This window comes from Streptomyces sp. DH-12 (assembly GCF_002899455.1).
Classification (GTDB): domain Bacteria; phylum Actinomycetota; class Actinomycetes; order Streptomycetales; family Streptomycetaceae; genus Streptomyces.
The window spans coordinates 333,331-353,493 of record NZ_PPFB01000001.1 but is presented as its reverse complement, the minus strand read 5'-3'; the positions used below and the strand labels follow the sequence as shown (position 1 = coordinate 353,493).

Annotated in this window: 17 protein-coding genes and 3 pseudogenes; 10 read left to right on the top strand and 10 right to left on the bottom strand. The window is 70.6% G+C overall.

Going from position 1 to position 20,163, the window contains the following annotated elements:
* Positions 1-516: 516 nt before the first annotated feature.
* The 3 genes and pseudogenes from C1708_RS00860 to C1708_RS36020 all read left to right on the top strand — a co-directional run bounded on the left by C1708_RS00860 (position 517) and on the right by C1708_RS36020 (position 2,720).
* Complete coding sequence (locus C1708_RS00860) at positions 517-936, top strand: amidohydrolase family protein (protein ID WP_198602363.1); 420 nt, start codon at positions 517-519, stop codon at positions 934-936.
* Positions 937-1,068: 132 nt separating this feature from the next.
* Complete coding sequence (locus C1708_RS00855) at positions 1,069-1,632, top strand: GNAT family N-acetyltransferase (RefSeq protein WP_106410821.1); 564 nt, start codon at positions 1,069-1,071, stop codon at positions 1,630-1,632.
* 224 nt (positions 1,633-1,856) lie between these two features.
* Positions 1,857-2,720, top strand: a pseudogene (locus C1708_RS36020) (helix-turn-helix domain-containing protein).
* On the opposite strand, the gene C1708_RS00835 reads toward C1708_RS36020, so the two are convergent.
* From C1708_RS00835 to C1708_RS36015, 3 genes are all read right to left on the bottom strand, one after another.
* On the bottom strand, positions 2,701-3,342 hold the full coding sequence (locus C1708_RS00835; protein WP_106410820.1) for a fascin domain-containing protein: 642 nt from the start codon (positions 3,340-3,342) through the stop codon (positions 2,701-2,703). The pseudogene C1708_RS36020 and the gene C1708_RS00835 overlap by 20 nt on opposite strands.
* A 212-nt stretch (positions 3,343-3,554) precedes the next feature.
* Positions 3,555-3,812, bottom strand: a complete 258-nt coding sequence (locus C1708_RS00830; RefSeq protein WP_106410819.1) for a hypothetical protein — start codon at positions 3,810-3,812, stop codon at positions 3,555-3,557.
* A 251-nt stretch (positions 3,813-4,063) separates the two neighbouring features.
* On the bottom strand, positions 4,064-4,273 hold the full coding sequence (locus tag C1708_RS36015) for a hypothetical protein (RefSeq protein ID WP_502696042.1): 210 nt from the start codon (positions 4,271-4,273) through the stop codon (positions 4,064-4,066).
* A 1,181-nt stretch (positions 4,274-5,454) separates the two neighbouring features.
* On the opposite strand from C1708_RS36015, the gene C1708_RS00820 reads away from it, so the two are divergent.
* The 4 genes from C1708_RS00820 (at position 5,455) to C1708_RS00805 (ending at position 11,463) form a co-directional block, all read left to right on the top strand.
* Positions 5,455-6,729: an MFS transporter gene (locus tag C1708_RS00820; protein WP_342210874.1), complete on the top strand. Its 1,275-nt coding sequence runs from the start codon at positions 5,455-5,457 to the stop codon at positions 6,727-6,729.
* A complete protein-coding gene (locus C1708_RS00815) occupies positions 6,726-8,555 on the top strand; it encodes a S9 family peptidase (protein ID WP_106410817.1) in 1,830 nt (609 codons plus the stop codon). The genes C1708_RS00820 and C1708_RS00815 overlap by 4 nt, the downstream gene beginning before the upstream one ends.
* A gap of 308 nt (positions 8,556-8,863) precedes the next feature.
* The gene (locus tag C1708_RS00810) at positions 8,864-10,765 is read left to right on the top strand and encodes a RiPP maturation radical SAM C-methyltransferase (RefSeq protein WP_106410816.1); all 1,902 of its coding nucleotides are present in this window, start codon (positions 8,864-8,866) and stop codon (positions 10,763-10,765) included.
* A gap of 32 nt (positions 10,766-10,797) precedes the next feature.
* Positions 10,798-11,463 carry a DUF5825 family protein gene (locus C1708_RS00805; RefSeq protein WP_106410815.1) on the top strand — a complete coding sequence of 222 codons (666 nt, stop codon included), beginning with the start codon at positions 10,798-10,800 and terminating at the stop codon, positions 11,461-11,463.
* A 282-nt stretch (positions 11,464-11,745) separates the two neighbouring features.
* Here the strand turns inward: C1708_RS00805 and C1708_RS36010 are convergent.
* Positions 11,746-11,859, bottom strand: a pseudogene (locus C1708_RS36010) (IS6 family transposase); the annotation flags it as partial.
* 65 nt (positions 11,860-11,924) lie between these two features.
* Between C1708_RS36010 and C1708_RS00795 the strand changes: the two are divergent.
* Positions 11,925-12,230, top strand: a complete 306-nt coding sequence (locus C1708_RS00795) for a transposase (RefSeq protein ID WP_157951213.1) — start codon at positions 11,925-11,927, stop codon at positions 12,228-12,230.
* On the top strand, positions 12,227-13,141 hold the full coding sequence (locus tag C1708_RS00790; RefSeq protein WP_106410813.1) for an IS3 family transposase: 915 nt from the start codon (positions 12,227-12,229) through the stop codon (positions 13,139-13,141). Before C1708_RS00795 ends, C1708_RS00790 begins: the two co-directional genes overlap by 4 nt.
* Positions 13,142-13,694: 553 nt before the next feature.
* On the opposite strand, the gene C1708_RS00785 is transcribed toward C1708_RS00790, so the two are convergent.
* The 3 genes from C1708_RS00785 to C1708_RS00775 form a co-directional block, all read right to left on the bottom strand.
* Positions 13,695-14,780: an alkene reductase gene (locus C1708_RS00785; protein WP_106410812.1), complete on the bottom strand. Its 1,086-nt coding sequence runs from the start codon at positions 14,778-14,780 to the stop codon at positions 13,695-13,697.
* A 58-nt stretch (positions 14,781-14,838) separates the two neighbouring features.
* On the bottom strand, positions 14,839-15,489 hold the full coding sequence (locus tag C1708_RS00780) for an SAM-dependent methyltransferase (protein ID WP_106410811.1): 651 nt from the start codon (positions 15,487-15,489) through the stop codon (positions 14,839-14,841).
* Positions 15,490-15,550: 61 nt separating this feature from the next.
* The gene (locus tag C1708_RS00775; protein WP_241911128.1) at positions 15,551-16,966 is read right to left on the bottom strand and encodes an MFS transporter; all 1,416 of its coding nucleotides are present in this window, start codon (positions 16,964-16,966) and stop codon (positions 15,551-15,553) included.
* Positions 16,967-17,179: 213 nt separating this feature from the next.
* Between C1708_RS00775 and C1708_RS00770 the strand changes: the two genes are divergently transcribed.
* A complete protein-coding gene (locus tag C1708_RS00770) occupies positions 17,180-17,749 on the top strand; it encodes a helix-turn-helix domain-containing protein (RefSeq protein WP_106416083.1) in 570 nt (189 codons plus the stop codon).
* 11 nt (positions 17,750-17,760) lie between these two features.
* Here the strand turns inward: C1708_RS00770 and C1708_RS00765 are convergent, their stop codons facing one another.
* The 3 genes and pseudogenes from C1708_RS00765 to C1708_RS34705 form a co-directional block, all read right to left on the bottom strand.
* A complete protein-coding gene (locus tag C1708_RS00765) occupies positions 17,761-18,819 on the bottom strand; it encodes an NAD(P)/FAD-dependent oxidoreductase (RefSeq protein ID WP_106416082.1) in 1,059 nt (352 codons plus the stop codon).
* 387 nt (positions 18,820-19,206) lie between these two features.
* Positions 19,207-19,584, bottom strand: a complete 378-nt coding sequence (locus C1708_RS00760) for a peptidase inhibitor family I36 protein (RefSeq protein ID WP_133169037.1) — start codon at positions 19,582-19,584, stop codon at positions 19,207-19,209.
* 237 nt (positions 19,585-19,821) lie between these two features.
* Positions 19,822-20,149 (bottom strand): annotated as a pseudogene (locus C1708_RS34705) (transcriptional regulator); the annotation flags it as partial.
* Between the last annotated feature and the right edge of the window lie 14 nt (positions 20,150-20,163).

The following is a 20,163-nucleotide window of genomic DNA, read 5'->3' as shown; positions in this document are numbered from 1 at the left end:
GAAAGGGGCATATCTACCTCTACGGAAGGATTGCAGCTCGACGGTAAGAGCGGACCCGGATAACAGCGTCTACGAATCTCAACCGTCTAGACGAAGTCGGTCGTGAAGTGGTTCACCGGGTTTTGAGCACATCGGGATCTGCGGAAGACGCGCTACGACTTCGGGGGCGGACGCCATCTTGTCCGACGGGGCACGTCACACACATGCGCAGCCGGCAACCGCATGAACGCCCATTACGCCACCACGCTGCTACGAGCCCTGCTCGTTCCGGCGAACCGCGAGGTCCAGCGGTGACAGACGATCACCCGACGACCATCACTCCGCCTGCCAGCACGAGGACCGCATCACGGACTCACACCAGTACCGCGACCCGCGAGTTCAAGATGAAACGATCTCATTGAGGACCCGCGCACCCGGATCCTCTTCCCCTCGTGGGAGTGCGCAGCCCTGCTCGCCCGCGCCGAGGCCGCTGCAGGCCCCGGCTCAGAGCTGGACCGCGCCTGGACGGAAGGGGATGTGGATCTGCTGCTGCGGGTGCGACGCGCGGGCGGCTCGGTCGTCGCCGGGGCCGACGCCCCGCTGGACTTCGTCGGCATCAGTATCCACCAGAACCCACGAGCCCTGGTCCGGCACGGCTTCACCCCGGTCGAGGTGCTGCGGACGGCGACCACCAACGCGGCCGAGGCACTGGGCGCCGGAACCCTCGGCGTCATCCGGCCCGGTGCCCGCGCCGACCTGCTGGTCGTCGACGGCGACCCGCTGCGGGACGTCGCGGCGGCGCGGGTCGAGCAGGTCCTCGTCGACGGACACCACCACACCGTCCGGGAGTTGCTGGCCCCCTACGCCGGCTTGCCCCGGGAACCCGCCCCGGCCACCGCCCCCGAGGCCCGCCCGGTGGCCGGATGCTGTCGCTCCCGGCCCGCCACCCCGCGCTGACGTGATCGACTGGTGTCGGCAGCCGCGCGGCTCGCACGGCCACTGCGCACCGCCGTCGGACCCGGGCCGCGCCCGGCCCCGCCACACCTTCGACCGACCGACTGACACCCCTTGACCCACCAAGGACAGCCGATGTTCGAACTCGTTGAGCCCATCAAGACCCAGCGCCTCGTCCTGCGGCCGTTCACGGCCCGGGACGAGGAGGACATGCTGGAGTTCGAGTCCCGGGAGGATGTGGCCCGCTACCTCTTCAACGAACCCCGCACCCGTGAAGACAACGCCGCCGAACTCGCCACCCGCATCACCCAGACCGCCCTGCGGAAGGAGAAGGACACCCTCATGACCGCCGTTGAGCTCGACGGCAAGGTCATCGGCTACGTCCTGCTCATCTGGCTGAGCGAGGAACACCAGCAGGGCGAGTTCGGCTACGTGCTGCACCCCGACTACCACGGCAAGGGCTACGCCAGCGAGGCCGCCGTCGAGATGCTGCGCATCGGCTTCGAGAAGCTGAACCTGCACCGCGTCATCGGCCGTTGCGACCCCCGCAACGGCGACTCCGCCAGGCTCATGGAGCGGCTGGGGCTCCGCAAGGAGGCGCACTTCGTCGAGTCGGAGATCTTCAAGGGCGAGTGGGGCGGCGAACTGCACTACGCGATGCTGGCCTCGGAGTGGCACGCCATGCACGGCGCGAACTGATCCGGTCCGCCGGGAGCGGCCGCGTGCCGCCCGGCTGTCCTGGCCGCCGGAAGACGGCCCGGGCGGCTTCGCCGTCACGCCGCCCCGGCAACGGCACACTGAGCTTCTTCGAGTTGGGTCCCGATCAGGTGGGGCCCACCAAGCGCGACGAGCGAAGCCCCCGGGCAGTTGATCGAGATGTCTGACGTCCCCACCACACTGCTCAGGGGCCTCGTTGCTCACCTATCCTGCCGCATGCGCTCGTGGAGTGGGTCACCGTGCTCATCGTCACCCGTGAGGGCGACCGGCGCTGCAAGCACCGCCCGTCCCAGCGCGCGATGGTGGCACTGGTGTACCTGCGCGAGCACACCACTCTGGCGAAGACCGCTGCCGGGTCAGGGATCAGCGAGTCCACCGCCCACGCCCACACCAGCACCGCATCGTGGTCACCCGCATGCGACAAGACGAACGCACCCGCCTCCACCTGGAGCGACGCACCGCCGGAGGAAAGGGAGAACGCGAGGTCATGCGCTGCCTGAAACGCTACGCAGCCCGCGAGGCGTACTGCCTGATCCGCGCCGACATGATCATGCGCCGCCAGCAGCCGGATGCTTCGGCGAACCTGCTGACCGCAGCTTGACGAACACAGGGGCATCAAGCACCGCCGACACGGAGTGAACGTGCAGGTGGTCACCGGTCCAGAGGGCCGGCTGCTGCGGCTCTCACCCGCGCTGCCGGGCCGCTCCCCACGACCTGCCCCCCCCAGCCTTCGGCCGGGGCGCCCCCAGCCCGCACCGACCGCATCATCCGTATCTGCGAGCGCCAGGGGCGTCCCCAACCTGGCCGATCTCGCCCACCAGGGCGGTGGCCCCTGGCTGACCACAGGCATCAAACGCAGGCCCCTGCGGAAACACCCCGTCTGCGGACACGTCACCCCGGTCGAAACCCGGGCCCTGACGGCACAAGCTCTCACCCCTGGCAGCGTAACCACCCGCTGTCCATGCTCAGGAGGGAACTTCACCATGACGACGTCCCTGCCCTGGGAACAGGTGCCCTGGCGGGCAGGGACGTTCGGGACCTGCAGGCCGGTCAGATCGTGTAGAGGTTGAACTCTTCCCACGAGCCGGAGACGTCGGTCGAGCGGGCGCGCAGGGCGTACTGGAGCGTGCCGGCGTAGCTGTTCTCCATGGCGACGAACAGGCCGTTCAGCTCGGACTGGATGGCGAAGCGGTCCAGCGTCTCGTTGTAGTAGAGGACGAACCGCTCCCAGCCGCCCGCGCTCGTGGAACGGGCACGCAGCAGGTTCTGCGAGGCGCCGGTGTAGTTCTTCTCGACGGCCACGTAGAGGCCGTTGGCCTGGGACTTCATGGCGAAGGTGCTCTCCTCCCCGATCCATTCGAAGGTGAAGCCCTCCCAGGAGCCGCCGTAGACGTCGGAACGGGCGCGCAGAGCACCGGTGTTCGGGGCGGCGTACGTCTTCTCGGTGGAGACGAACTTGTTGTTCCTGGCCGATTCCACGGCCAGCGCGGTGGGCTCCGGGGCGGCGGCTGCACGCGCGGTCTGCGCGTCACCCGACTTCTCGGCTATCCGCGCCAGTTCGGCGGCGTCGTCGATCTTCTCCCAGCCGGCCGGCACCGCGGCCGGGGCGACCTGCGGGGTGGCCCCCACGGCGGGCGCGCCCAGTGCCGAGGTCGCCGCCAGGGCGCTGAGGGACAGAAGGACAGTGGTCATGCGTCGCATAGTCGGATCCCCACCATTCGTGAAAAAGGACGTGGCGCGGCGGCCATCGCTCCCGCCTGCCGCTCCCGTCCATGACAATCGCTGCCAAGCCCCTCCCCGGGGCGGCGGCTACGTCAGAGTAACGGGCGTGACGCAAATGACGACAGGGATTAATGAGTTCACGACCAGGGTCTTTACGGAAAACATGCGGCATTCTCTGTTCCTCAACCCTCCGTTAACGTGCATAGAATGCGATGTTCCCGGTCGCATCCGGAACCGAGCTGTGCGGTGTCCGGGACCTTCCGGCATTCCCCTCGATGCAGCTGGCGCAGCCGCACGTCTGTCCCGCGTTCCGCCGCCTCGACGTGGGTGATCCGCGCGAACCGCACCAGCTCGTCCTTCGGGACCAGGACGGAGCCGGGGCGCCGCGGGAACACCGTGCGGGCGATGAGCAGGACATCGCCAGGTGCAATGAGCGCCATGCCGTGCAGCCGGTTTTACGTGCTGCCCCACTGAAGTGTTCGTCAGTTGTGCGAGTGTGGCGGACTCGTCGACGGGAGCCTGTTGTCGTGTCCTTCAAGCTGCCGTGTGCTGTCTCTGAGTCTGTCGTCCTCCCTTTGGCGCGGCCGCAGTTGGCCGATTGACGTGCGCCCGTGCCCACTCGGCGGGGTGTGGCTCCCGAAACGCTGTAGGAGACGTGGAACTTCCTGCCGATGAGCGTGGTTACTGACCTTCAAGGCGTGGTGTCGTCCTGGTGGCTCGCGTTGGAGGCCCGTGCCGGTGGGGCAGCCGTCGAGGACGTCGGGGCGGTGCGGGAGAGTCGGCGTAGACCGCGTCGGACGGCGGTGGTCAGGTCGTCGGGGTCGGCGAAGGCGCGATTGGCCGTGGCGGTGCGCCGCAGCGCGGACCAGATGTCCTCGACCGGGTCGGGGTCGGGGGGCATGGGGCGGCAGCTGGAAGACGGTGAGCCGGTCGCGTTCGGCGATGCAGCGGCGCGTGCCGGCGGGCAGGTGGGTGTTGGGATTGTCCCGGACCAGCACGATCGGGCCGCCGAGCTGCTGGTGCGCGGTCTGGATCGGATCGCGGTAGTCCTGCCGGGAGAAGCTTCTGCGTCCGTCGGGGCGGGCGTCCGGGCAGGGCCGGTAGATCGGCCGGGAGGGTTCGCCGGCCTTGTAGCAAGCCAGGGTGGCGACGGACAAGCGGCGGCGGGAGCGGCCCCGGACGCGCACCGCCCTTCGCCCCGGCACCGTCACCGTCTCGGTGACCCTCCGGCGGCGTCACGGGCAGTGCCCAGGTCGTCGTACGGTGGCCTGACATCCGGGGCGTCCGGCGGCAGTGCCGGGCGCCCCGCGATCCTCCGGTCCGACCCGTGGGCGGGAGGGCGGTCCTGCTCGGGGGAGAGGGCTGGGCTGTTCTCCTGCGTCCGCTGGCCGGAGCGGCATCGGCCGGCTTCGACGCTCACCCAGCTCGTCCTGACCGAGATCGGCGAACCGGACGACGCCGAGCGGCCTGGGCGATCAACGAGCCCGCCTCGTCCTGCGTCCCGGGCGGCGGGCGGCCTTCTCTGCCGCCTTCACCCGTAACTCCTCGCGGCACTGCTGCCGTTCGACGGTCAGCCCGCCCTTCGACCGCCCGTACCCCGCGCTGCCGCACCGCGGCCGGAGATGAGGGCCCGCCGTGCGCGGTCAGGACCCGGCGGGCAACCGGAAGGGGACCGCGGTACTCCACGGGGCGGGCTGATCCGAGGCCGCCGCGGCCCCCGCGTCCGGCGGCGGCCCCGGTGCCGCGGCGGCGGGGGAGTGTCCGGCCAGGCAGGATCACCCTCCGGGCGGAGGACGCGGCGACTGGCCGCGTCCTCCGCCCGACACCGAGGGTCGCGGCGCGCGTTGCGCGTTTTCCGCCGTTCCGGAATCGACGGCCGTGCGAGGTGGCGCGGCACCAAAACGGACCGTCCGCCGTGCCGGGGAGAGCCATTTCTTGATCGAAAATGTCATTTCAGGGACGGTATTGTGCGCAGTGAACCCCTTCGCTACGATCGCACCCTCACCGGCCGTAAGTCCGCTCATTGCAGGGGGGCAATGTGGGTGCGTCAGCGTCGGAATTACTCCCCGAGCGGGATGACTGATGGGCGATGCCGAACGGAATTTAATGCCCTCCGGCCCTGAATTAGCGGAAGGCGATCGATTATCAAAAGGCTCGCCTTCTTCTCCTTTCCGAAGACGGGATTACTCCCTCTTCTGGGTGGCGGGCGCCGTCGACGGTCTCGGGACCTGTGCGTCCGCCCTCTTCCTTCCACTGATCCTCCTGGGCGCCGGGTGCTCGTCCGGGCTCGCCGGCCTCGTCGCCTCGGTGGCACTGGTCAGCGGGCTCGTCGTCTCGCCGGTCGCGGGCGTGTTCGCCGACCGGCTGCCGCGCAAGCCGATGATGTACACGGCGGCCCTGGTCGCCGCGGGCGCCATGGGCTCGGTGTTCGTGACCGTGGCACTCGGCCACGTCGTCCTCCTCCACGTACTCGTCGCGGCCGTCGTCGAGCAGGCGGCCAGCGCCACCTACGGGGCGGCCGCCTCCGGTACGATCCGGCGGCTCGTGCCCCCCGAGGAGTACCCCCGGGCGATCGGGTACCTCCAGGCACGGGACCAGGCGGTCCAGATCGTCGGCCCGACGCTGGGCGGGGTCCTCTACCAGGCGGCGCGGTGGGTGCCGCTGCTCGCGGACGCCGTGTCGTTCCTGCTGGTGGCCGTGTTGAGCAGGGCGATCCGCGCGGACCTGACGCCCGTACGGGAGACGACCGCCCCCTCCTTCTCCCGTGAGCTGGCCGACGGCCTGCGCTTCGTGTGGGCACACCCCTTCCTGCGCTTCGTGGTCGTGTGGACGGCCGGGGTCAACGCCCTGCTGGGAGCGCTGTACTTCCACGCCGTCTTCGCCTCGCACGCCGAGGGCGCCAGCCCCTCCTCGATCGGTCTCATCCTCACCCTCGCGGGCGTCGGCGGGCTGCTGGGCGCGCTCGCCGCGCCCTGGCTGGTGCGGCGGGTGGCGGCTCCCCGGATCGTCACGGGCGCCTCGTGGGTCATGGTGCCGACGGCGGCCGGGCTCGCGTACGCCTCCCAGACCTGGGCCTACGGGCTGCTGCTGAGCGGGGTGTCGCTGATCGTGCCGTCGGTGGCGGTCGTGCTCCAGACCCGGGCGGTGCTGGTGACCCCCGACGGCCTGCTGGCCCGGATGGGCACGGTGCTGGGCACCGCCGGCCAGGGCGTCGCCGCGCTCGCCCCGGTGCTGGCCGGGGTCCTGGTGGCGGCGTACGGCGGCCGCACGGTCGCGTGGGGCTGCGCCGGGGCCTTCGCCGCGCTGGCCCTGTACGCGACGGCCAGGTCCGCCCTCGTCGTCCGGGAGGTGCCGTGACGGCGTTCTCCCCGCGGACGGTCACGCGCGGCTACGGCGTCTACCGCCCGGTGCTGCCGGTGACCAGTCCCCGCAACCCGGACCGGATGGTGTACACGGGGGACGCCGACGGCCGGTGCGAGATCTTCGCCTGGGACCGGTCCAGCGGCGGCGGACGGCAGTTGACCGACCGTCCCCACGGCACGCTGCTGTGCGCCATCGACGGTGACGAGGCCGTGTGGTGGTTCGACGAGGACCGCAGCGGCAACGGCGGCTGGCGCACCCAGGACTTCGACGGCGGCCCGGACCGCCCGGCGCTGCTCGACGTGCCCTGCGGGCGGCCCGCCGGGCTGGCGCTGACGGAACGGGGCACGGTGGCCGTCGGCATCCGCGGGAGCGAGGGATTCAGCGTGCACCTGGGGCGGCGCGGCGGCCGGGGCACACCCGTGCTGCGCACGACGGACTCCGCCACCCTGTGCGATCTGGCGCCGGACGGCGGCCTGCTGGCGGTGACCGGCCCCGCGCACTCGGCCCGCGCCGTGACGCTGCTGACCCCGGACGGGAGCACCGCCGCGGTGCTCTCCGGCACCCGGGAACGCACCTGGGCGCTCGGCTTCGCGCCCGCGCCCGCCCCGCCCCCGGGCCCCCGGGGCACGTCCGGCCATGCGCTGCTGCTGGTCATGCGCGAGCGGGCCGGCCGCTACCACCTCGGTGTCTGGAGCCCCGGCGCCGGACTGAAACTGCTGCCCTGGTGCTCCTTCGACACCGAGACGACCGCCCGCTGGTACCCCGGCCCGGGCAGCGCGCGGGTCCTGCTGCGACAGGACCGGCACGGCCGCAGCAGGTTGTTCACCGCGGACCTGGAGCGCGGCGAGCTGACCCCCGTGCCCACCCCCGAGGGAAGCATCCTGGCCGCGTCACCCACCGCCGACGGCGACGTGCACTACATCTGGACCGACGCGGTGACCGTGCCCCGCGCGATGTCCCTGTCGGGTGCGCCGCTGCCCGGACAGAGCCAGTGGCGCGTCCCCCGCTTCGGCCACCGCCGGGACCTGTGGACGCCGGGACCCGACGGCCCCGTGCACACCTTCGTCACCACACCCGCGGACCGCCCCGGACCCCACCCGCTGGTCCTCCTCGTCCACGGCGGCCCGGCCGACCACGACCGCGACGCCTACGACCCCATGGTGCAGACCCTGGTCGGCTCGGGCCTCGCCGTGGCCCGCGTCAACTACCGGGGCTCGACCGGCTACGGGCCGCGCTGGCGCTCCGCGTACTCCGAGGGCGTCGGCCACACCCAGGTCGCCGACCTGGTGCGGGTCCGGGCCGACCTGCTGGAACGGGGCATCGGCCGCCCGGGCGCCGTGGGCCTGTGCGGCACGTCGTGGGGCGGCTATCTCACCCTGCTGGCGATGGGGACCCGCCCCGGCCTGTGGGATGTCGGGGTGGCCGTCAAACCACTCGCCGACTGCGCCACCGCCTTCCGGCACTCCACACCCGCCCTCCAGGCGCTGGACACCTCGCTGTTCGGCGGCACTCCCGACGAGGTGCCGGACGCCTACGCCCACGCCTCCCCGTCCTCGTACGCCGCCGCCATCCGCTCCCCGCTGCTGGTCGTCGCCGCGCGCCGGGACGCCAAGTGCCCGCCGGAGCAGATCGAGGCGTACCTGGCCGTGCTGCGTGCGGGCGGTGTCCCGCACGAGGTGATGTGGCTGGACTCGGGCCACGACGGCTACGACGGAGCCGACCACCTGGCCGTCATACGACGGTCCCTCGCGTTTCTCGGCGGCGGGCTGCCTTCCGGGCCCGATCAGGCCGAGCCGCCACCACCCCCGGAGAGGAGGTGAACACCATGCAGAAGGACATCATCCACGGCGACCCGCTCGACGGCGACGAGGAGAGCCGCAAGCCGGGCGTCGGCGTCGTCGTCTACTTCCGCTCCGCGGAGGAGATGGAGGACGAGGACCAGTAGCGCCGAGGGGCCGGTCCCGCCACCGTGCGCGGCCGCCCCCGTCCGGAGGGCGCCGGCCGGACTCCCCGGCCGGTGCCCCGTCACGGAGGTCGTCAGGCGCCCCGCCCGGCGCCTGACGACCTCCCGGCCGACGCCCGGCCGACCCGTCATGCCGTGCACCGACCACATGAGAAGAGGCGAGCCGTGCGCGTACTCCTGGTGAACATGCCCTGGGCCCCGATCGACCTCCCGTCGCTGGCTCTCGGAATTCTCAAGCGCAGCGTCGACGAGCGCGTACCGAACAGCACAGCGGACGTTCTGCACGCGAACATCGAATACGTGGACTGGATCACCAAGAACACGGAATTCACTTTGGAGGACTACTCCTACTACGCGCTCGGATCGTATTTCCTGGGCTGCGGCGACTGGGTCTTCTCCTCCGCTCTCTACGACGATCCCGAATGGCGCGTCGCCGAGTTCACCGCGGCGATGGCCAACCGGGTGCCCGGGGCCCGGATGGAGATGACACAGGCCCTGCACGTCACCGCACCCGACTTCGTCCGGCACATAGCGGAACGCATCGTGGAACTCGCCCCGGACGTGGTCGGGTTCACCTCGACGTTCCAGCAGAACACCGCCGCCCTGGCCGCCGCCGGACACGTCAAGCGGATCGCCCCGCACATCGTGACGGCCATGGGCGGCGCCAACTGCGACGGCAAGCAGGGCGAGGCCGTCCACCGCAACTTCCCCTTCGTGGACCACGTGCTGCGCGGCGAGGGCGAGGTGTCGTTCCCCGCGCTGATCAGGGCCCTGGACGCGGGCGAGCCCCTGTCCGGGGTCCCCGGGCTGTGCTGGCGCGACACGGACGGCACCTCCGTGGTGAACGCCATGAGCACCAAGCCGCTGCCGCCCGCCGCGATCCTGCCGCCGGACTACTCGGGGTACTTCGAGCGGCTCGCCTCGTCCCACGCCCGGAACTGGGTCGAGCCCAAGCTGGTCGTCGAGGGGGCGCGCGGCTGCTGGTGGGGCGAGAAGCACCACTGCACCTTCTGCGGGCTGAACGGCTCGTTCATGGAGTTCCGCAGCAAGAGCCCCGACGTGTTCTACGACGAGATCATGGACCTGGCGCGCAGGCACCGGGTCCTGGACATGTACGTCGTGGACAACATCCTGGACATGGGGTACGTGAAGTCGGTGCTGCCCCGCATCATCGACAGCGGCTACGACCTGCGCATGCACATCGAGATCAAGTCCAACATGCGGCGCGGACAGCTCCAGACCCTGGCGGACGCGGGCCTGATCTTCGTCCAGCCCGGCATCGAGAGTCTCAACAGCCGGGTGCTGACCCTGATGGACAAGGGCGTGACCGGCGGCCAGAACGTGCGGATGCTCCGTGACGCCGCCACCGTGGGCCTCTCGGTCGCCTGGAACTACCTGCACGGCTTCCCGGGCGAGGACGCCGAGGACTACGACGACGTGGTGGACCAACTGGCCGCGCTGGAACACCTGAACCCGCCCGTCGGCCCGTCCTCCCGGATCGCGATCGAGCGGTTCAGCCCGTACTTCGACAACCCCGGGCTCGGCTTCTCCGAGCTGCGCCCCGCCGAACCGTACCGGCTCACCTACGACCTCCCCGACGAGGAGATGTTCGACCTGGCGTACGTCTTCGACGTACCGCCCCGGGGGATCGGCGAGGACGTCGTCGAACGGCTCGACGCGGGCATCGCGCGCTGGAAGCGGAACTACGCCGGCAGCCGCCTCACCCACTGCGACCTGGAGGACCGGATCGTCCTGGTCAGCAGGCGCCGGGCCTTCGACTGGACCCGCCTGGAACTGACCGACCCGCGCGAACTGGCCTTGTTCCGGCTGCTCGACCAGCCGCACACGGTGAAAGCGGCCGCGCGCAAGCTGGACGCGGACCACCCCGTCGGCGAGGCCGACCTGCTCCGGGTCCTGAAGCGGTGGCGGGAGCTGGGCGTCGTGTTCGAGGACAGCGGGCAGTTCGTGCAGATCGCGCCGCCCGCCCTGAACGAGGAGTTTCTGCGGATCGACCACATGCGGCACACCGCCGCCCGCGAGGCCGAACTCGCCCCGACGACCGCCTGACGACCGCGCCACCGCCCGACCGAGGGACGACGATGACTCCTGCTCCCACCGCCACCGCCACCGCCCCCTTCACCGTGACCGCCTCACGGGACTACGACCCCGAGGTGGGCTCCCTGCCCGCCATGTCCCTGGGCCGCTACGAGATCGACATGTCCGGCGGCGAGGCCGCCCGGCGGCTGTTCGCCGCCGGGGCCCGGCACGTCACCCTGCCCCGCCCCGTGGACCTGACGGATGCCGCCGACGCGGCCTGGACGGTCAGAGCGCTGAGCTTCGTGGGCGACCTGACCAGCCTGGCCGTCTCGGTCGACTGGCAGCTCCGCACCGGCCCGGACCCCGACGCCTGGCGCCACTTCTGCCACCTCCACCCGCCGACCGCCGTCCTCGGCACCGCGGACCCGGTCGCGACGGCGCTCGCCTGGCGCACCACGTACTACATCTGCAAATGCATCTTCCGGTACGGCCCCGGCTTCATCCAGGTCCGCGACCGGCGCTACGGCGAGCTGCGCCGCTTCACCATCGACGAACCGGAGTACCACGAGGCCGTGGCGGCCCTCGCCGACGGCGCGCCCGCCGACGCGATCCCGGGGCCCGTCCTGGACGACCTCGTCTCCGAGCACCTCGTCCTGCGCTTCGGCGACCATCTGTGGTGGGCACCGTACCGGGTCCGCCGCTGGTCGGAGGCGCCGCTGGTGATCTGAGCGCACGGCCGTGGTGGTGCGTCGGCAGCGTGCAGTGAGGACAGACCTGATGGCAAACGGTGGACGCGACGCGCGAGATGTCCCTCTCGGCAGCCCAGTCGGCGTCGACAACGCTCGTGATCAGCGCACCGGGTGGTGTGGTTCCGCTCCGGACGGGCGCGGGCGCCGGACGCCCGTGAGTGCGTCCTCGCCGTCCGTGCGACGGCGCTGTCACGTTGTCGGGCCGGTAGGTGTCTGAGGGTGCGCCGTGGTGTGGTGGAGCCCGGTTCCGGGTCGTGCTCGGGCCGTGGCCGAGGGGCCGGCGGCGTCGGTGATCTGCTCCCAGACGGTGAAGCGGACGGTCGTTTCGGCTCGGTAGTCGTGTGCGGACAGCCGGTGACGGTGGGACCGGAAGTGAAGCTTCCCCGTGATGCTGGGCATCTGGAGACTGGGACGTGAGGTTCCGGAGGAAGCAGGGCCGGGTGGGAAGCGGGAGCAACCGCAGCAGGCGGTACCCGGAGGAGTTCAAGCGGGACGCGGTCGCGTTGGTCCGCTCCTCCGGCAGGGCCGTCACCGGGGCGGCCCGGGAGTTCGGGGTCAGCGCCGAAGGGCTGCGGAACTGGGTCCGGCGGGACCGGGCCGGCCGAGGTCAGGGGGCGCCGGGCGAGCTGACGACGGCCGAGCGGGAGGAACTGCGCCGACTGCGTCGGCAGAACCGTGAGCAGGCCGAGACGATCGAGGTGCCGCGAAAGGCGGCGGTCTTCTTCGCGAAGGAGAGCGGTCGATGACCGCGCGGTGTACGCGTTCATCGAGGCGGAGAAGAACCACCCACACCGTCGCTCTGCCGTGCCGGCTGCTGAAGGCGGCCCGGTCCTCGTTCTACGCCTGGAGGTCCGGCGGACAGGCCCGCCGGGAGAGGCAGGCCGCTGACGACGCCCCGGCCCACGAGATCACCGTGCTGCACATCACCTCCCGGCACACCTACGGCGCCCCCCGGATCCACGCCGACCTGCGCGGACCCGGCCGCCGGGGCAGCCGCTGGGGGTGCCCCCGCCTGCGGGGGAGGGCCGAGCGGGTCATGCGCGAGCGCGGTGTCACCGCAGTCACCCGGCGCAGGCGCCGGAATCTGACCCGCCCGGCGAAGCGGGCCGTGCCGGCGGTCGACCTGCTCGGCCGCGACTTCACCGCACCCGAGCCCGGCACGCGGCCGGCCGGCGACATCACGTCCATCGCCACCGACGAGAGCCGGCTCTGCCTGGCCACCTGGCTGGACCCGGCCCCCCGCGAGACCGTCGGCTGCTCGATGGCCGACCACCACCGGGCGGGCCTGGCCGTCGACGCGTCGGCGACGGCCGCCGGCCGCGGCAGGCTCCGGCCCGGCTGCATCGCGCACTCCGACCGCGGCTGGGAGTGCACATCCGAAGGACTACGGGGGGAAATACGCAGGTTGGGACTGTGGCAGAGCGTGGGAAGAACAGGGTCCTGTTTCGACGACGCCGCCGAGTCCTTCTTCGCGGTCCTGAAGGAGGAGACCGGGACCCGCCGCTGGCCCGGCCGGACCACCGCCCGCGCCGGGATTTTCGCCTTCATCGAGACCTTCCACAACCGCAGGCGGCTGCGGAAACACCCGCACTGGGGCCACCTGACCCCGCTGGAGATCAGGCAGCGACACGAACAAGGACGTGCTCTCGCGGCGTAAGTACGGCGTGTCCAGCATCACGGGGAAAGTTCAGTCCCGCCTTCGAGTGAGAACGGGTTCTGCGAACGAATCCGGGATCGGCAGGGGTTTGGCGGCCCGTGATTGATTTTACTCACGCAAAGGACCGTTTGTGAGAGTTCCTGTGCGTACAACTCTGGCCATGCCCGTTCCGGGAAGAGCACCAACGGGTACCGGCGGCTCTCACGGAGTCGGCCGGAGGTATCGCCCGTCGGCGGTGGACCGCGGCATGCCCTTGGTTCCTCCGGGCCGTCCAGGGCTGCGGATCCCTGGACGGCCCGGCGAGCACAGGGGTGTCAGCCGACAGTGGTACTGGGCTTGCCGTCCCCTGCCACCGGCAGGCTGGCCGGTCGGATGAAGGCCACGTCGTGCTCCCATGGGGTGTCGCGTTCGTTCGTCCCGAGGATGAGGCTCGGGAAGCGGTCGAACAGTGCCTGACAGGCGACGCGGAGGAACATCCGGCGGTGCGTTTTCCGGCACCGCCGGATGTTCGGCGATGCGGGATGCGTGAGCAGCTGCGCGCATCCCAGGTGGATCAGAGGTCGGCACCCTGCGCCAAATGCGGGTAGTCGGTGTAGCCACGGTGGTCGCCGCCGTAGAAGGTGGTGCTGTCGGGCTGGTTGAGCGGGGCTCCGGTCTGCCAGCGCTGTACCAGGTCGGGGTTGGCGATGAAGGCACGCCCGACCGCGACAAGGTCGGCCTGTCCGGTGGTGACCAGTTCCTGTGCGGCGGTGACGTCGGTGACGGGGTCCCAGCCGTTGCTGACGATGTGGGAGCCGCTGAAGCGTTCCGCGAGGTCGGTGAGCAGCGGGGAGGCGGGGTCGCCGATGGTGTGCAGGTAGGCCAGGCCCATCCCGGACAGCGCGTCGATGAGGGTGCGGTACGTGGCCGCGGTGAGGTGGGGGTCGGTCTCCAGCGCGCCGTGGAGGTTGATGGCGGGGGAGATGCGGATGCCGACGCGTTCGCTGCCGATGGCGTCGCTGACGGCCTGTGCCACCTCGATGACGAAGCGGGCACGGCCCTGGGGGGAACCGCCGTAGTGGTCGGTGCGCTGGTTGGTGGAGGGAGCGAGGAATTGGTGCAGGAGGTAGCCGTTGGCGCTGTGCAGTTCGATGCCGTCCAGGCCGGCGTCGATGGCGGCGCGGGCGGCGCGGGCGAATTCGTCGATGACCTCAGGGATCTCACCGGTGGTCAGAGCGCGCGGGACGGGGTGGGGCCGGGGGCCGGCGGCGGTGAACATCGTGCCGGGTGCGGCGATGGCGCTGGGCGCGACGGTTTCGGCCTGGTGCTTGTTGTCGGGGTGGGAGATGCGGCCGGCGTGCATGAGCTGGGCCACGATGCGGCCGCCTGCCTGGTGCACGCCGGCGGCGACGGTCCGCCAGCCTTCGATCTGTTCGGGGGTGTGCAGGCCGGGTGAGTTCATGTAGCCCTGTCCGACCGCGCTGGGCTGTACCCCTTCGGTCACGATCAGCCCGGCGGTGGCCCGCTGGGTGTAGTAGGTCGCCATGAGGCTGGTGGGGACGCCGTCGGAGGTGGCCCGGTTGCGGGTCATGGGGGCCATGACGATGCGGTTGTTCAGCTTCCACTTGCCCACCGTGGCGGGTGCGAAGAGGTCGGTCATGAAGGTAACTCCTGAAGTGCGGTTGCGCGGTTGTGCGGTGTGCGCGGGATACGAAAGGTCAGGCGAGGCGACGTATGGCAATGACCGTGTCAGTGACGGTCGCGGTCTGTCCGCCGGGGCCGGTGGCCACCCGTTGTGGGGTGGCCAGGCGCTGAGGTGTCCACCGCGCCGTGTCGAGGGCGAGTTCGTCGTAGATGTCCTCCGGGCTGGGGAAGTGGGTGTCGGGATCGGTGTTCCAGGCCCAGGGGCGTACTGAGCCGTGGTCGACGATCAGGAGAACTCCGCCGGGAGTGAGCGCGTGTGCGGCGCGGCGCAGGACGCGGGCACGCGGGAAGGCGTAGGGGGTCTGCAGGTACTGGGCGGAGATGAGGTCGAAAGTGCCGGCGGGGAAGGTCTCTGCCAGGTCGTGCTGTTCGGTGCGCACGCTGTTCGCGAGGCCGTTTCGGGCGGCGAGCTGGCGGGTGCGCTGCAGGGCGGTGGGGGCGATATCGACTGCGGTGACGTGCCATTCGTGGGTGGCGAGCCAGAGGGTGTCTCCGCCTTCGCCGCAGCCCAGGTCGAGGGCGTGGCCGGGTACGAGGTGCTGGGCCGTTTCGACGAGCAGAGGGTTCGCGGTGTCCTTCCAGATGCTGTCCTTGCCACGGTAGAGCTGCTCCCAGAAGCCGGCGGCTTCGTTGGCGGCATGGATTTCGCGGATACTTTCGTCCATTGCGTGTGTGCCTTTCCTCCGGGTGACTTCAGGGCGGATCGGGGCCAGGGATCGGGTGGGCTCAGTGGCCCGTGTAGGGTGCGGCCGCGTCGCCGGCCGTGCTCTTGGGCGTCTTCACCAGGGCGAGCAGTGCGACGACGGCAGCGGCCAGGAGGGCGCCCGCCACGATGAACGCGAGGCGGTAGCCGTGGAGGTAGGCCTCCATCTGCACGGCCCGGGGAGCCTGGCCGGGGCTTTCGCCGCGGGAGGTGAGGTAGCCGATGACGGCGGAGACGTAGAGGGTGTTGAGCAGGGCGGGGCCCAGGGCCCCGCCGATCTGCTGGCTGGTGCTCAGGACGGCGCTGGCGACACCGGCGTCGTGCGGACCGACGCCGGACAGGGCCACGTTGGGTCCGACCAGGAAGAACAGGCCGACACCGACACTGACGAGAATCTGGGTCGGGAGGACCTCGCCCGCATAGCCGGACGCGGTGTCGAGTCGGGTGAGCCAGAACAGTCCCACCGTGGCCAGCGTGCTTCCTGCCGCCATCAGAGCCTTGGGGCCGAGGCGGGTGACCAGCGGGGAACCGAGGGTGGTGGTGGCGATGATGCCGATGCTGAAGGGCAGGAAGGCGATTCCGGCCTGCAGGGGTGTGTAGTCCAGGTTGACCTGCAGGAAGTAGGTCATGAAGAGGTTCATGCCGAACATGCCGGCACCGATGAGGAGGTTGGCCAGGAACACGCCGGCACGGGAGCGGTCGAGGATGACGCGCAGCGGGAGGAGCGGGTGGGCGTTGCGGTGCTCGACCACGACGAACGCGGTCAGAAGAAGTACGGCCGCGACCAGGAGCAGCAGTGTGGCCGGGGCGGTCCAGCCACCGCCGTCGGCGGCCTGGGCGAAGCCGTAGACGAGGGCGACGAGTCCACCGGTCACCAGCACGGCTCCGGGGATGTCGTAGTGACGGTCACCCGCGGCGCGGCTTTCACGGACGCAGGGGCGGGCGGCGAGGGCCGCGACCAGGGCGATGGGGACGTTGATGTACATGCACCAGCGCCAGCCCGCGTATTCCGTCAGCACTCCGCCCAGCAGCAGTCCCACGGCACCGCCCCCGCCCTGGAACGCGCCGAAGACACCGAAGGCCTTCGCGCGTTCCTTGGGGTCGGTGAAGGCGACGGTGGTCAGGGCGAGGGCGGCCGGGGCGAGGAGAGCGGCGAAGGCTCCTTGCAGGGCGCGGGCTGCGAACAGGATGCCCGGGGTGGAAGCGAGGCCGCCGAGCATGGAGGCGGCGGCGAAGCCCAGCAGGCCGATCAGGAGGATCTTCTTGCGGCCGGCGAAGTCGGCGATGCGGCCACCGAGCAGGAGCAGGCCGCCGAAGGTGAGTGCGTAGGAGGTGATCATCCACTGGCGGCTGGCGTCACTCATGCCGAGATCGCTCTGGGCCTGGGGCATAGCGATGTTCACGATGGACACGTCGAGGACGACCATCAGGGTTGCCATGGACGCCACGATGAGCGTCATCCACCGACGAGGATCCGGCGTGGTGGGGCCGGGCGCCTTTCGGGCGCGGGCGGGGCTGGGCATGGACATCTCTCCTGAGCCGGAACCGAAAACGAGGGCGACAAGGCGGCGCGCGCCGTTGCATGGCCCGGAGGTTGGAACAGGTCGTGCCGAAAGTGCAAACCTTCATGCTCTTTTGGCAAGATGGGCGTCATGACGAACATCGATCGGGTCCTGACGGCGATCGGACCGCGACTGCGGGCGCTGCGCCTGCAGCGCGGCATCACGCTGGCCGCCCTCTCCCAGACCACAGGGATCTCCGAAAGCACGCTCTCCCGGCTGGAGAGCGGCGGCCGCAAAGCGAACCTGGAGCTCCTGCTCCCCCTGGCCCACGTCTACCGGGTCCCCCTGGACGAGTTGGTCGGGGCGCCCGAGACGGGCGATCCGCGCGTGCATCTGCGGCCCGTCACCCGCGACGGCATGACCTATGTGCCACTGAGCCGCCGCCCCGGCGGGCTGCACGCCCACAAACTCGTCATCAGCCCCAGCAGCGACGAGCCTGAGCTCCAGGTCCACGAGGGCTACGAGTGGATCTACGTGCTGGACGGCCGGCTGCGCCTGTTCCTCGGCGAGCGCTCCCTGCTCCTCACACCAGGTGAAGTGGCGGAATTCGACACCCATGTGCCGCACTGGCTGGGCGCCGACGACGATCAGCCGGTGGAGCTGTTGGTCATCTTCGGCAAGCAGGGCGAGCGGGCCCACCTCAAGGCCCGTCCCGCCTGACCGCATCGCGGTCACTTCGTACCGGGGAGCAGGGGGTCGAGGCCGTGCCGCCGCTCGCCCAGCACGTGCTCGGTGACCTGCGCCTCGATCGCGGCGCTGAAGTCCTCACGCGGGGCAGCGCGCCGGCGTGCAAGGGCCTCGTCAGTGTCGGCGTTGACGAGGTCGGCGTTGATGGCGGCCGCGGCCGTCGCACCGCCGGCCTGCGCCTGGACGAGCCCGGCCATCACATCGGCGACATTGCTGGCCACCCAGACGCCGGGGACATCCGTTGCGCCGCCGGCATCGGATGGCACATAGGTGCCGATGCCCGTGGGGTGCGGCACCGGGCCTACGCCGAGGCCGGCCAGGACTTCGCCCTGCGCGAGGAACTGCGGGGCCACCGCCAGAGACTGCACGGGGACCACCAGCTGCGAGGAGAGCCGGACGCCTCGGAGCGTGTCGTCCACGACCTCCAGGCCGATCACCTCTCCCTGCACAACCTCGATGCCGCGGGCCGCCAAGCGCTCCCACTGCTCCTCCTCAGGCTCCGGCGCCGTGTGCAGGAAGAGCGTCACCCGGCTGGACCACTGGCGGAACAACAGCGCCTGATGCACTGAGGCTGCACTTGTGCTGAGCACACCGATCGGCGTGTCCCGCACTTCCCACCCATGGCAGTAGGGGCAGTGCAGCACGTCTCTTCCCCACCGCTCGCGCAGCCCCGGCACTTGCGGCAACTCGTCCACCAGGCCCGTGGTCACCAGCAGCCGCCGGGCACGGAAGCTTGCACCGCTCTGCGTGCCGACGACGAAGAGCCCTGCCACGCGCATGGCGTGCGTGGCACGGTCGGAGAGCACCTGCCCGCCGTACCGGCTCACCTCGGCCCGCCCGGCACGCAGCAGGTCCAGCGGCGCCACCCCGTCACGCGAAAGCAGGCCGTGAGCCGCGGCGGCGGGGGCGTTGCGGGGCTCCCCCGCATCCAGCACCAGCACCGAACGTCGGGCCCGCGACAGGGTCAGCGCCCCTGACAGACCGGCCACACCGCCGCCGATCACGATTACATCGAGAACACCGGAATCCAGTTTGTCGTTCATGCGGCACACGGTGCGGCGCTCCGACAAAGGAAGCAAACCCTCTTGCCGGTCCAGCAAGGCAAGAGCCATCTTTCGCGTTCATATGTTCGGCCAGCTGAGGTTCCCCCGCATCTCGGGGGAACCTCAAACCTGCTTCATGCCAGGGTGGCGGGACCGGCCCCGAGTATGCGGCGTCCGGCGGCCGGACGCGGCTCCGGTTGCCAGGGCTGTCAGCGGGAGTGGGTCCGGTGCCCAGCGGTCGGCGGTCGGTTATCTACCCCGGCCGGGCGGTCCTCGGTCCGGTCCGGCCCAAGGTGCACGCGTACACTCGCATGCGAGGGAGGCGAGCCTCGCCTCCCAGCGGTCCTGGCGGGGCGGGCAGTTGAGGGGTTCGGTCAGCCAGTCGGCTCAGGGGGCCCCGCAGCCGCCGTACTCAAGGGAGCTCACCGCGTTGTCGAAGAGGAACAGAAGCTCCTGCTTCTCACCCGGCATTATGGTGTAGTGGTAGCCGCGGTAGTCGGCGTCAGTGTAGATGCAGACGGGCCCCACGGCACGGTTCCACACCGAGCTGGCCCGGTCGTTCCACGCCCAGCCGAGGTTGGGGATGTCCACCCGATACTGGAGCTGCAGGTTGCTCCCGGTGAGGTTGTGGCCATCGTAGAGGCAGATCTGGCCTTCTTCACAGCGGGTCACGGGTTCATCAGCCGATGCGGTTCCCGGAGCCGCCAGTACGGCGGTTGAGGCGAGAACTGCTCCTACTACCGAGGTCTTGAATGCCAGGTTCATGATTAGCCTTTCCCACTGTTGCGCGTTGGTATCTGTGGTAACGCCGCCATGGTCCCGCCTCCTGCTGCCCGGGGCTTGACCCGAGATCGTGAACACCACTTCATGCGGCGGCAGTCAGCGTAACTGATCGTTGTTCAAAGGCGTTCGGGCTGATCTGGCCGATGCGGGAGTGCCTCCTCCTGGTGTTGTAGCGGGTGGCCCATCGGAAGACCGCGAGGCGGGCCGCTCGAGGGGCGTCAAGTCTCGGACGCCGGATGTGCGGGGTGCCGCGAGCCCAAGGCGGTCACCATGTCTCTGATCGCGGGCCGGCCGCGAACTTCTCCGGGGCTGATCCGTAGCGCTGCCAGTAGCTCCTGGGCCGTCTGTTCGGGCTTGCCCCACTGCCACCACGCACGAGCCAGGTCAGTGTGCATCCGGCTCTTGCGCTCCGCTGTGGGAAGGAGTTCCGTTCGCAGTCCCCGCCCGACTTCGAGTGCCGCGCCGGCGTCACCCACGGACCAGTGCACTCCCACCGCTGGAGGTCGACCGCCGGCGGCGAGATCCGGAACAGCGGGTCTGCGGAGGGCCTCTATGTCTTTC